Genomic DNA, 12115 nt, shown 5'->3' with positions numbered 1-12115 from the left:
GGCGTTACCCGTTCGGCAGGGAAAAACCCTGCGCGGCAAAAACGCCCTGAGATGGCGTAGATTGCAAGTGTTCGAGAAAGGCCCGACCTGCCGGATTGGCGGTTGCGGTCAGGGCGGCGGGATAAACGATGGGGGGATGCAGGTCACCCGGTATCGCGGCGACCACGCTGACCCGGGCTTCGGCCTGCGCATCGGATCGGTAGACGATCCCCAGCGGGGCTGCGCCGCTTGCGACCAGCGCAAGTGCGGCACGCACATTGTCGGTCTGTGCAACCTGTTCCTGCACATCGTCCCACAGGCCGAGGCTTTGCAACGCGGCCTTGGCATAGACGCCCGCAGGGACGGCATCGACCAGCGCCGTGGCCAGATACCCGCCGTCCAGCGCGGTCACCAGATCGAAATCAGCGGACAGGTCTAGCAAGGGTGCCTGACGGGATGGGCCTATCAGCACAAGACCGTTGCCCAAAAGTTCGACACGGGAATCGGGCGCAATCAGCCCCATGTTCTGCAACTGATCCATCCAGTCCTGATTGGCCGAGATGAAAAGATCCGCCGGTGCGCCCTGCTGAATTTGCCGCGCCAGAACTGAGGATGCGGCATAAGACACCGTCACCTGATGCCCGGTCCGGTCTTCAAAAACAGGGACGATTTCATCCAGCGCCGTCTTGAGGCTGGCCGCCGCAAAGACCAGAACACCCTCGGCCGTGGCCCGCACCGGAGCCAGTGTCAGGGTGCCAAGGACCAGGGCCGTAATGAGAAAACGGCAGGCGCGGGTCAGGATCATGCGCATTCCTGTGGTTTCAGTCCTTTCGGGAATATCGGAGGCAGCAGGGAACACGCAAGCGCCTTTCCCTGTGGTGAATGAAATTGTGGGGAAGTGGTCTGACGAAATCGCTGATCTGATCCGGTCCGTTCCTGTCCTTTGGCGCAAGAATTTGTTCCAGACCCTCTTGCGCCCGCGCGCGGGCTTGGCTACATGCACCCTCACGGGTGATTAGCTCAGTTGGTAGAGCGCTTCGTTTACACCGAAGATGTCGGGAGTTCGAGTCTCTCATCACCCACCATTCTTCAGCCCTGATGTTCTGGCGCCTATCAAAATAAAGACGCGACAACGCCACTTTGCGTTCATCGCGGGTGTTTGTTGTTGGTCTAACGTGAATAGAACCCGTCACGAAGCTCTTGTCGCAAGCGCAGACGCTCGGGGTATTCTTTCAGAAACTGTTCGGGTGGCTTGCCCTCCCAGACCTGCGCGTAGACCCGCATCTTGTTGCCGCCATAGATCTTTTCGAGATCCTCGTTGGAATACCCGCGCGCCCAAAGATCATCCGTGATGGCCGCCAGGATCTTGGCGAGTTCACCGTTGCCGGTGGCTCCTTTGTTGAAGGCGTCGATCATGTATCCGCCATCATCGTACATGCTTGCGTTTGCAGTCGCCCACTGCACGACGAGTTCGAGCGAGAACATGTCATCCGTTGCGATCCCGACATGGTCGACACCCACAAGCTGGACGTAATAATCGATCATATCTGCGGCCTGTTTGGGCGAGATATCCTCGGGCCAGATGCCGTCCATCATCCATTCCGTAAACGTGGGCGAGATATAGCCGCCTGACTTGGCGGCCCGCAGCGCCTCGTCGTCGGGAATGGTGCGATAACATCCGCGCGCGGTTGCGTTGGGTTCGTTCTTGTAAAGCCCCGCAGGCACAGAATGCGTGTAGACATAAGGCACGCCGGGGTAATTCTCGTCCATATAGTTCATGGCGTCGTTGGCGGTCTTGGAACCAGTATGGCTGAGGTCCAGCAGGATGCCGAACCGCACCATTTCATCGATGACGGATTTGTCCCAGGGCGTAAGGCCGATGTCACGTCCGTTGTAGGCTGCTAATTGTCCCGAACCCGTTCGGAAAATATCGTTGTAGGCCAGGATCATGCTCTTGATGCCCATGTCCTTGAGCAATGCCATCTTCCTGAGGTCACCATTCAGGATTGTGGCGGTCTGGCTGTTCCAAATGACGGCGGTTTTGCCTTGTAGGGGGCGGCTTCGATATCCCGGGTTTCATTCACGACAAGGTAGTTTTCGGGCTGCTGCGTCATGGCGGCGCGGAAGTGATAATGCTGTTCCAGAAGGGTTTCGAAGGACATGTCCGCTGCGGCCAGTGTCATCTCATGACCTGTGGTGCCATTGTCCCGTGCGCGTTCGAAATATGTGTGCAGCTGGTCGTACCCGGTCCAGCCGGTGCGATAAGGGCTGGCCAGAATACCCAGAACGATTGTGTCCTTCACGGACTGCCTGGCTTCATCTGACGCGTCCCATGTCTTGCTTTCTTCACTGGCATGCAACGCGCCGCCAAAGACTATCGCCAGGGCGCTTGCAGCCAACTGGGTCTTCATTTCGGAAGCTCCCTTGTTATTGTTGCTCAGGACGTCGGTCGTGCCTCAGAAAACGATCCGGGTTCGCAGACTGAACAGTGTGATACTATCCTGATTTGGGTTCAGCAGTGGATTGGAAATGAACTGCACCGATGGCGTGATTTGCAGGCCGGGCGAAATCGAAAAGCGATAGAAAGCCTCGACTGTGAACTGGTCTCCGTCGATGCCGCGGGCTTCGGCCCAATTGAGGCCAACTCCGGCCAGATCGGTGTTTCGGCCGTAATATCCCACGCCGGCCGAAACCGACCGCTTGTACAGCGCGGCCGTCCCTTTCGCGGCCCCGGCACGCAGGAACGGCATCCATTTGTTGTCCACAAACCAAGCGGCGGAGAACGCACCGCCATAGTCTTCGGGGCGGCTGCCGTCGTCGGCGGCATCCGCGTGCCAGATGGTAAGATGGACATTGTCAAAATAGATGCGGTCGAAGCCGGATGTGTAACCAAGTTCGAGCGATTTGAAGAGATTGCCATCGCTGAAAACATCAAAATCCGGGTCGGACGGGTCGGCATTGGCATCGGCGACACTGGCGACCAAATAAAGGTTGCTGTTGAGCTTGAGGCCCCCGGCAATACCAAGCCCAGGATTTGGGGCATTGATGGTTGGATTGGTGTTGAACGCCAGGTTCTGAAACCCGCTATAGGGGCTGACCAGACCGTAGATATCAACGAAGTCGGTCACATCGATCTGACCAAACTGTAAGGTCCACGCCCCGTCGTCGGCCCTTTGCGTCCAGAACAGATTGGTCAGCAGCAGCCCGGTGTCGTTGAAAGCCGTCCCGGTGATCGACAGGGCGCCGCCGTCCAGTCCAAGAAACTGCGGCGCAATATCCGTATAGCTGTGCCGGTGCTCGATCTTGAATGTCAGAGAGCCACGCTCGGTCGCTTGCCAGTTTCCGTAAAAGCGCGCGATGCCGCTGGCCGCCTCGCCGGTTCCCAGATCTGCATTCGTGGTTTGGCCCAACGCCAGATAATCCAGGTTGAACCGAACCCCGTTTTCGGCCAGCCGATCTTTCCAGTTGAACCAACCCGGCGCGATGTTGCGCGGAAAATCCGAGCGGTATTGCGGGTCGGTCAGCCCGTCCCCGGGTTCAAGATCGGCCTCAACAGATGAAGGTCCTGACAGCCCCTGCGCATTGGCTGCAGCAGCGGTCGCGATGACAAAAGCGGCGGCAATCAGGTGCCTGATCATTCGGAAATCCTTGCCCCTCCGGTCTTGCGGTCACCCGCCGCGCGAAGACGATCTGCTGCCTGCTTTTTCCACTCCAGCCTGTCTGCCTCTGTTTCCAAAGTTTCAACGCTGTCCGTCTCCAACTGGAACGTTGCGCGCATGGGCACAAGTCCATCGACAACCATCAGTTCCTGATCCGAAGGGTCAATTGTCAGCTTTCCAGTCAGTCGCACAGGTTCATGAACATAGCTGGGCGTCCAATCGCCGTTCAGCCGCACCCGGATCATCTGATTGGGCACAGGTGGGGGCATGTGGCTGCACATTCCGCGTTCCGGCACCAAATAGGCCACGGGCTGGCCGTCCGGGTCGCTGGGTGCGGGAATTGCAAAACCCGCCAGCGTAATTGTCTGACCGTCGAATTGCGGGTTACCGGCAGTCCCCGCCTTTCTTCGGCGTTCAGTCACGACTTCCCGCTGATCCAGCAGCCAGTCGACATCCACACCACCGGCCAGCAAGGCATCCTCGGTCTCGGTCAGAAGCTCTTGCCAGTTCTGCCGTTCTTCGGCGCTGCCATTGTCCTCCTGCAGCCTGCCGCGCAACCGCACAACAAACAGAACGTCGTCGAATTGTTCGGGGCTGAGGTCCCGGTACGGGTCCTCGAATTCCTGCACGGACGGGTCGGGCAAATCAGCCCAGTCCAGCGCTGTGCCTGACATCGCCACCGCAGATTGAGCGCACCAGGACATGGCTGCGACGACAGCGAGGAAAAACCAGTGACGCATTAAGAACCTCCGGGTGATTTCTGCGGTCAATCCAACGTGTTTTTGTAAATTACACCGTCTTTCATGATCAGGCGAATGGTTTCCGGGCTGTCGGGTCTGGGATCAGCGCCGAACCATTGATCCCCGGTACCAACCACCGAGAAATCCTCTAGCGGGTTGCCATCGATCAGCAGAATGTCGGCATAGGCGCCTTCTTCGATCACACCCAGCTTGCCGGCGGTATACGGGTTCATGAAATCGCCCGACAGCGCCACAACCTCGCCACCGGTCGAGGTCAGCGTCACCAATGACGTGTAGGGACCGAAGAATTCGTTATTGAGGTGCTTCTCGTAGGCGATCTGGATGTTGCACGCTTCGACCGAGCCGACACAATCTGTCTGGAACCCGCGCTTGACCGGGCATTCTTTCATGTTGTCGATGTAGCCGGCGAAAGTGGCCGAGGCCGATTTCGCCTTGGCAAGGCTGGACGGCACATTGGCAACCGCCGGAATATCCAGCAGGCCGGGATCGAAGGCTGTCAGGTTCGTGGTGATGTAGGCCCCTTTTTCGTTCATGACCTGGGCGATTTCGCAGTCAAACGAGAAGCCATGTTCTATCGACATTACGCCTGCGTCGAGCGCACCCAGGATCGCTTCCTTACGATAGGAATGCGCCATGACGTAGCTGCCGTACTCATTTGCCACCTGCACTGCGGCTTTGATCTCTTCAGGGGATCCCGCCAGCAATTGCCAGGGGTCGAATGCCGAAACCACACCGCCGGACTGCATGAATTTCAGTTGCGTCGCACCCATGCGAAAATTGTTGCGCGCGAATTTGTAGACGTCGTCAACTCCGCTGACCTCCTGCGCCAGGTTCAGGCGGCTCATATTGGTTTCCGAACCCGGCGGCGCGGTGAAATTGGCAAAGTCGGCGTGGCCACCCCGGGTTCCGATGAACGCACCGGACGGATAGTAACGGGGGCCCTCGATTTGACCCGAGTCGATTGCCCTGCGAAGTCCTCCATTGGCCCCGCCCGCATCCCTGACAGTGGTGAAGCCCTGCATCAGGTACATCTCGGCCATCCGGGCGCCGTGAATGGCGAAGTCTTCCCACGTCGTGTTGGCCTCCATCGCCGGAAGCGTCGGGCCCATCAACATGAGATGCGCATGGAGCTCGATAAAGCCGGGGGTCAATGTCCGTCCTCCGCCATCGATCACGGTGGCATCCGGTGCCTCAATCGCATCAGTCGAAACGGATTTGATGAGGTTTCCCTCAACCAGAACGCTGGCATTCTCGATGCGCTGCTCATTCACACCGTCGAAGACATGGACATTGGTAAACAGCGTCTGGGGCGCTTTTTCGTCTTGCGCCTGTGCGGCCAGAGAAGAGGAAAACGTTACCGTGACAACGGCCGCTGAAAGAAGGAAGTTTTGTAAGCCGGACATGAGAAACCTCGTCATATTCAGATCCTTTTAAACTAGCCCGAAAGGGCTTGGACCGGTTGCCACTTTTTCAGTAGGATGTTCGAATGTGGCAAGAAAAGTGGCTACTCGCCTAAACTTGCCGCTTGAGCCGAAGGGGACGATCGTGCCTGTCAATTCTACCACCGGGGACCATAGCGAGGGCTTTATTCGGCTGGCATTGGCCGCGCCGTTTCTACGGTACCTCACCGACCGCAGGATCGACCCGCGGCCGGCCCTGGATCAGGTAGGCCTCAAGGCCGAATTGTTGTCCGATCCATCCGTATATGTGCATTCCGAGCTGGTTTTCGGACTTCTGAATGCGTTTTCGGAATTGGCGGGCGATCGGTATCTCGGGCTTCATGTCGGCGAAACCTTCGATTTGCAAGGCTGGCCGCCTTTTGCGCAGGCGCAGCAAGCCTCAAAGACGCTTTTCGAGTTTTTCGCCCATTTCGTGCGGCTTGTGCCGCAGGAATCCAGCTCGGTTCGGCACAGGCTGATCGTGGATGCGAACAAGGCAACCTATCGGGTCGAGCGGCAACAAGAGCCCGCGGTTCCACCGATCCAAGTCACCGGTTTCGGCGCCGCAATCTATGTGAGGCTTCTGCAAACCGTTGTTGGCAACTCGTGGGATCCAACTGTCGTGCGATGGGAAAGCCGATACATCAATGGCTTGCCGATCGCCTACAAGGGGATCGAGGTTGGTCTTGGGGCCGACCCCGGAATGCAGCTAAGTTTCCCTGTCGAGTGGTTGTTTTTGCACCATGTTTCAGGGGGTTCTGTCGTCGCCAAAGTCTCGGAACGGCAAGAGGAAGAAGTAACCGTGGTCGCCGCATTGCGATCTGTCTTGCGCGATAAACTGGATGAAACGGATTTAGGGCCGGATGTGGTGGCCGGGTTGCTCGGCATACAGCCGGATCGGTTTCTGAAGGCACTTCAGCAACAACGCACAACACTGCCGCGCGAAATCAAACGGCTGCGCATCGATGTAGCAAAGGAACACCTGAAGGACGACAAAAAGACAATCGCAGAGATTGGTCTGATGCTGGGCTACTCGGACAAGTCTCACTTCACACGCTTTTTTCGAGGCCAGACTGGCGTGACACCAACCAAATTCCGGCTTGGATCTGGCTGAAGCGCAAAAGTCCGGACTGGCGGTTCGCGGCCTTTCATAGGCATTTCCGTCAAAAGCCGACAAGAATTCGTAACACATTCTCTCAGAAGGCATGTTAGGGTTGTGGGGTCTCGAGTTCTGCTCGCTATCCCGTCAGAAACCGCCCCCCAACAGGACCAAAGCTGTTTGCGCCGGAGAAATTGAACTTTGTATTTGTGCGATTTGACTGCGGGCCAGATACCTGTCGGTCAAAAGGCCAACGGCATCCGAATTTGAGAACTGAGACAGATCGTCGGAACCGGTCAGGCGGGACAACTTGTCTTTGAAAACCTCAAGCTGTTTGTCGATATCAAACTGTGCGAAACTTGGTGGCAGGCCCAGAGCCTTTTCCATCATCTTGCGCAGGGGCGGCAGACTCATCAGATCAAACCACTTGGTGTCTGCGCTCCCGCCGCTTGCCGCCAGATCGGCCAGCGCGTGCTGCGCGTAAAGCGAGATTCGCAACGTTTCGTCGCTTTCGCCCACCGCAATCTCGAACCGGGACACCACGTTGTTGCGTGCTATCTCTTCCATGTTCGCGATTAGGCCGGTTTTTCTGATTTCTCCTAGCCCCAGGCCAAAGGCTTCGGAGAACGCGCGATACCTTTTGTCGGACAAACGATTGGACAGCGCATCATCGGCCTGGGTGCCGTTTGACAGGATCTTCTGAATGAAAAACCGATTGTTCAGATCGTTCTCCAGCCCAAACGCCCCGAGCGCAACCTGTAACAGGCGGCGGTCAGACCCCAGATCCTCTGCCGCTTTCACTTTGCCGATGTTGTCCAGAAAATACGGGGCCTCGCGGTCATTGACGTTGGACGTGCCGAAGCTTTGCAACTGCGCGTCATAGGTACGCTGCAGGAAGCGCCAACCGACCAATCCGCCCGATGGTATGACCGGCTGAAAGCTCATCACTGATACGCCATCAGCCGCGCTTCCCGCGGCAGCAGGGATCTGAGCGCTTTCAGGCATTTGTAGTGCTGTCCGGCGACAAGGGCCTGCGTTGCCTCGGCCAGAACACGTCGGCTGTCGGCGTCGGTGAACACCTGGCTCAACTCCTCAACCCGGCGCAGCAATTGTTGGCGGGCCTGATCCGGATCCGTATCTCCGGACAAAACAAGCTGGGCCGCGTAGCACACCCGTCGGACAGGTGTATTGACCTCGTCCGGATGAATGGCGTCCCGCAACCGCAATACATTTGCCTCCGGCGTCATGATCGAGAACCGGCTGCGCCGGTCTCCGTTTTCGATCACCACCCCGTTGATCAGCACCCGTTCCTTTGGGGCAAGCTTCAGAACCAGCCCGCTCATCTTGGGTCTCCGTTTTGGCGAAGACCGCGCAGGACGGCCATGTTGATCTCAAGCAAAGGGTCCACCATTGCGTCGCTGCTTAGCACTTTGCTGCTGTGCTGTTCCGTGAACTCGGCCAGATAGAATATCCGGGCACGCAGTACGGCGGGCAGCGCATTTTCGGAATTTGAAACACCGCTGGCAAGCACCGACCACAACCGCCGGTTTTCGTGCAGCGCATGAACAAACCCGCCATAATCCGCATTACGGCGCGCGGATGCGGCCTTCAGCCTGTGAGTGATCTTGGAAATCGCCTCGTATTCCGTGTCGCGCGGCGTTCGTGTCGGCGCAGCGGTTTGAGCATAAGCGCGTTGGGCTAGAGTGAGAGGGGTCACATGAAATCCTTCCAGCAGGTCGTCTTCAGGCTGTCATTGCCGGGGCGGATCGCGCCCGCCCCGACAAGGTTTGGATATTACCGGAACAGCGACAGGATCGACTGCGGTGCCTGGTTGGCGATCGAAAGCGACTGGGTGGCCAACTGCTGCTGTACCTGTAGCGCCTGCAGGCGCGCCGAGGTCTCTTCCATGTCGGCGTCGACCAGCGAGCCGATCCCCGATTTGAACGAGTCCGCAAGGTTCGAAATGAACGCTTTTTGGGTTTCGATTCGACCCTGCGATGAGCCAAATGCCGCAGATGCGTCAATCGAGGTGTCGATCAGCGATTCGACCGCTGCCAGAGCCGCGGTCGCTCCTGCTCCGGTGGAGACATCGATCCCCGCCAGCGCGCCCAGGCCGCCGGATCCGGCGTTCACGTACTGGGCCGAGAACGAGATATCCTCGCCGGTGCCATTGGTCACGGACAGTGTCCCCGCCGTGCCTGAATCGTAATCGACGGTCAGGCCGGTAATGCCCAATTCCTCAATCTTTGCTTTCAGACCTACGGCGACCAGATCGCCGGTAGTGGTCGCAGCGGCATCCGCTGCCGACACCGTGTAGGATACAATCTGATCGTCAATCGCGACGACAACCTTGTCACCGGCGGCGAAGGCACCGCTGGATTCATCCGTCACCAGGGCGGTGGCGGACGTGGCGCCATTGTCAATTGTGGCCCCCACGCGGTCGTTGCCGGTCGACGCGCCGGTCGAGCCATCGAACACCTGCGCCGCCACATAGCCGCCCGTCGAAAGGTTCTGGCCTGCAACCGTGATGGACGACGCCGTTACCGCACCGGTATTGTCGCGATCCAGAGAGGCCAGGATTGACGCCGACCCGGCAGAGCCGTCCACCAGATTCAGGCCGTTGAACTGGGCCGCGCTGACCACGGACGCGATCTGGTCCTTCAATGCGGTCACGTCGTCATTGATCTTGCTGCGATCAACGTTGTCTTCCTGCGCCGCAACGATCTTGGCCTTCATTTGGGTCAGCAGATCCGTCACCGTCTCGGACGCATTGCGCGCCACGGCGACCGTCGATTCACCCAGTGCGAGGCTGTCCTTGATGGCGTTGAACCCTTTGACGTCCGACTCCATCACCTTGGAAATCGCCCAGACGGCAGAGTTGTCCTTGGCAGTCGCAACGTCTTTGCCTGTCGAGATCGCGTTCTGGGTCTGTGCTAGGTTCTTGTTGACCGACTTCAAGGTTTGCAGCGCCACCATTGCGCCGTTGTTTGTCAGAATACTGGACATGTCATTCATCCTTCTCCGTTCGGGCATTTCGGGCCCATGCTGTCCCGCCAAATTGGGCGGGCTTTGATGTCTTTCTGACGGATGCGATGCGCCGTTCGGTCGTTCGCGCCACCTGCTGTTTCCAGATGCAGGCTCACTATTGGTGCCGATCCCCTAACGGAGTGCTAAAGCGAAATGCCGCTAAAATTCCGATTTGAATCAAACCTGCGGCTATGCCCGTTTTTCCAGCTTTGCACTGCGCCGAACGGAAAAGCCGCTGCGTTGCCCGTCTGCCCCATAGGTGCTGAACTCCTGCTGAACACGGCGCAGCTCGGCGATGCGGTCAGCCACCGACCGGATACCTTCGGCCGCGCTTTTCAGCAGATCCTGATTCCGCGAAACCTTGCCTTGAACCCGCATCAGTTCATCCCGGCGAAAAACCTGCAGGTCATTGATCGCGTTAATCAGTTTTTCCTTCTCGGGCTCCAGATAAGCCACACGATCCAGATCACCTTCGGTGAGCGCGATGCGCTCAAGCTCCAGGATGCTTTCCAGTGACTTCAGCAGGTCAGCGTTTCGTTCAGTCGGCATCGGTGTTCTCCATCATGGCTTTCAACAGGATCTCGGACAGGCCCACACCGCCCGACAGGGCCAGTTGCTTTGCCTGATGCTGGACCAGAAAGGTCGAAAACTGATCTTCTCCTGCGCCGCCACCAAAGGTCTTGCGCGTATCGCCCAACCCGGCTGATTTCAGCATCTCGGCCAGAAACGTGGCCTCGAGCTCGATCGCGGCGGCCTGCAACCTGGTCAGAGGTGAAGACGGCTGAGGTGAGGCGGAAGGGGCGGCGATCTTCATGGCTTTCTCCGAAAATTGGATCGAACTTTCCTGATCAAAGGGGAAAGCGGTTAAAATAAACGTAACTTCCGCAAGGCATGTTTCCGGATACGCAAACGGAGCCCGGAGCAAAATGCCCAACCCGATTCTGATGTCCGCCCCGTCAAAACCTGTGCCCGCTAAAGCGGACGCGAACCCGCACCCGCGTGGTGACGTCAAAAAGGAGGCGACCTTCCAGGACATTCTGGCAGGGGAGATCGACACAACCGAGACCGTGGTTGATCCCGAAGCCCCTGAGGTGACGGACGCGGTGCCAGAGCTCAAAAAACAATTGCCGATGGAACAGGCCGAACCGCAAGCGACGCCGGAACAGCCCGCTCGCCCGGCACCTTCGGATGTGCTGGCGGCCGACGCTCCAGAAGTTGGTGGGGGACCGGATGACTGGACGGGGATTTCCGTGCCGCCGGACGGGGGGACAGACTTCAACGCATCACTAGAACCTCGGGCGGAAACCGCTCAGGCTTTGAGTCACCCCGTGCAGAGGGTGGAAATGGCTGATCAGGTCGGGCGCAAACCGTCATACTCTCCCATGCCCGCAAACCCTGAAGCTGCGCCGATCCAAGCGGCTATGTCTTCCCTGATAGACAAGCACGTGGTGGTGACTGCCACTACCGGGTCTGAACCGAAACAGCAGGGGGTCAGTGCCAACCTTGCGGAGATACCTCAGTGGGATAGTTCGGTCGCTTCGGAATTCAGGCCCGCACCCGCCCGCACCATCGGTGTGGCAGCTGCACCGGGCTTTGCTCAGATGCAATTGCTCGCGTCAGCCAAATCGGGCTCCAAGACCGAGCAGTCAGCGGTTCAGGAACTCGACATTTCACAATCGCCGGGTGACACCCGTTCACCTGTCGCGTCGCGCGAAGCATCACTTATGAGCAGCCCGCCGCCCACGCCCCCCGCAGATGTCGCGCGTGCCGTCGCAGGGCAGATGGCCGCCGTCATCTCGTCAAGGCCCGGCACCGGAGCCGTTGAGATCGCCCTGAACCCAGAAGACTTGGGACGGGTCTCGATTGTGTTGAACGGACGCGAGGACGGGTTGCACATGAGCATTACCGCTGAGCGTCCGGAAACGCTGGACCTGATGCGCCGGCATATCTCGGTTCTGGAAAGCGAGTTTCAGAAACTCGGTTTTGGGGGGCAGTCCTTCGAGTTCGGCACATCACCCGATATCGGATACGGCGGGTCGGACGCCCATCGCCCTGCAAGCGCGGACACCGGTTTGGCCGAGGCCGACCAGATCCTTGATCCGTCCGTTCCAAAAACAGGCCCTTCCAGGGGCATCTACATAAGGCTTTGAC

General features: G+C 58.4%; 15 protein-coding genes and 1 tRNA gene. 3 read left to right on the top strand and 13 right to left on the bottom strand.

The genetic code is table 11. The annotated features are described in order from the left end of the window. Positions 1-4: 4 nt before the first annotated feature. On the bottom strand, positions 5-784 hold the full coding sequence (modA, locus tag ACR0JW_RS10605) for a molybdate ABC transporter substrate-binding protein (RefSeq protein ID WP_170679756.1): 780 nt from the start codon (positions 782-784) through the stop codon (positions 5-7). A gap of 204 nt (positions 785-988) precedes the next feature. Here modA and ACR0JW_RS10600 point away from each other — a divergent pair. Further along, positions 989-1064, top strand: a tRNA-Val gene (locus tag ACR0JW_RS10600). Positions 1065-1149: 85 nt separating this feature from the next. Here the strand turns inward: ACR0JW_RS10600 and ACR0JW_RS10595 are convergent. Genes ACR0JW_RS10595 through ACR0JW_RS10575 form a run of 5 tightly spaced genes read right to left on the bottom strand, consistent with a single transcriptional unit; the run spans position 1150 to position 5817 of the window. Next, positions 1150-1983, bottom strand: a complete 834-nt coding sequence (locus ACR0JW_RS10595; RefSeq protein ID WP_480713893.1) for a membrane dipeptidase — start codon at positions 1981-1983, stop codon at positions 1150-1152. Continuing rightward, positions 1980-2390, bottom strand: coding sequence for a hypothetical protein (locus ACR0JW_RS10590; RefSeq protein ID WP_480713882.1), 411 nt, complete (start codon positions 2388-2390; stop codon positions 1980-1982). Before ACR0JW_RS10590 ends, ACR0JW_RS10595 begins: the two co-directional genes overlap by 4 nt. Before the next feature lie 45 nt (positions 2391-2435). Further along, a complete protein-coding gene (locus ACR0JW_RS10585; protein ID WP_170679315.1) occupies positions 2436-3617 on the bottom strand; it encodes a carbohydrate porin in 1182 nt (393 codons plus the stop codon). Continuing rightward, complete coding sequence (locus tag ACR0JW_RS10580; RefSeq protein WP_170679317.1) at positions 3614-4378, bottom strand: DUF3299 domain-containing protein; 765 nt, start codon at positions 4376-4378, stop codon at positions 3614-3616. Before ACR0JW_RS10580 ends, ACR0JW_RS10585 begins: the two co-directional genes overlap by 4 nt. Before the next feature lie 26 nt (positions 4379-4404). Next, positions 4405-5817, bottom strand: coding sequence for an amidohydrolase family protein (locus tag ACR0JW_RS10575; RefSeq protein ID WP_480713881.1), 1413 nt, complete (start codon positions 5815-5817; stop codon positions 4405-4407). A gap of 127 nt (positions 5818-5944) precedes the next feature. Here ACR0JW_RS10575 and ACR0JW_RS10570 point away from each other — a divergent pair, with 127 nt between their 5' ends. Next, on the top strand, positions 5945-6952 hold the full coding sequence (locus ACR0JW_RS10570) for a helix-turn-helix domain-containing protein (RefSeq protein ID WP_480713880.1): 1008 nt from the start codon (positions 5945-5947) through the stop codon (positions 6950-6952). A 132-nt stretch (positions 6953-7084) separates the two neighbouring features. On the opposite strand, the gene ACR0JW_RS10565 is transcribed toward ACR0JW_RS10570, so the two are convergent. The 7 genes from ACR0JW_RS10565 to ACR0JW_RS10535 form a co-directional block, all read right to left on the bottom strand. Beyond that, positions 7085-7882 (bottom strand): DUF1217 domain-containing protein, encoded by a 798-nt coding sequence (locus tag ACR0JW_RS10565; RefSeq protein WP_170679321.1) that lies wholly within the window; start codon positions 7880-7882, stop codon positions 7085-7087. Beyond that, entirely contained in the window at positions 7882-8280 is a 399-nt protein-coding gene (flbT, locus tag ACR0JW_RS10560) for a flagellar biosynthesis repressor FlbT (protein WP_170679323.1), read from the bottom strand. Before flbT ends, ACR0JW_RS10565 begins: the two co-directional genes overlap by 1 nt. Continuing rightward, a complete protein-coding gene (gene flaF / locus ACR0JW_RS10555; RefSeq protein WP_170679325.1) occupies positions 8277-8654 on the bottom strand; it encodes a flagellar biosynthesis regulator FlaF in 378 nt (125 codons plus the stop codon). Before flaF ends, flbT begins: the two co-directional genes overlap by 4 nt. 77 nt (positions 8655-8731) lie before the next feature. Next, positions 8732-9943, bottom strand: a complete 1212-nt coding sequence (locus ACR0JW_RS10550) for a flagellin N-terminal helical domain-containing protein (RefSeq protein ID WP_170807256.1) — start codon at positions 9941-9943, stop codon at positions 8732-8734. A gap of 5 nt (positions 9944-9948) precedes the next feature. Beyond that, positions 9949-10080 (bottom strand): hypothetical protein, encoded by a 132-nt coding sequence (locus ACR0JW_RS10545; protein WP_480440811.1) that lies wholly within the window; start codon positions 10078-10080, stop codon positions 9949-9951. A gap of 73 nt (positions 10081-10153) precedes the next feature. Further along, positions 10154-10513, bottom strand: a complete 360-nt coding sequence (locus tag ACR0JW_RS10540) for a flagellar biosynthesis protein FlgN (protein WP_170679329.1) — start codon at positions 10511-10513, stop codon at positions 10154-10156. Further along, positions 10503-10778, bottom strand: coding sequence for a rod-binding protein (locus ACR0JW_RS10535; protein WP_480713879.1), 276 nt, complete (start codon positions 10776-10778; stop codon positions 10503-10505). The genes ACR0JW_RS10540 and ACR0JW_RS10535 overlap by 11 nt, the downstream gene beginning before the upstream one ends. Before the next feature lie 112 nt (positions 10779-10890). On the opposite strand from ACR0JW_RS10535, the gene ACR0JW_RS10530 reads away from it, so the two are divergent. Beyond that, a complete protein-coding gene (locus ACR0JW_RS10530; RefSeq protein WP_480713878.1) occupies positions 10891-12114 on the top strand; it encodes a flagellar hook-length control protein FliK in 1224 nt (407 codons plus the stop codon). Position 12115 lies beyond the last annotated feature (1 nt).

Source organism: Ruegeria sp. BG6, assembly GCF_056538465.1.
This window is presented reverse-complemented; position numbering and strand designations above follow the sequence as displayed.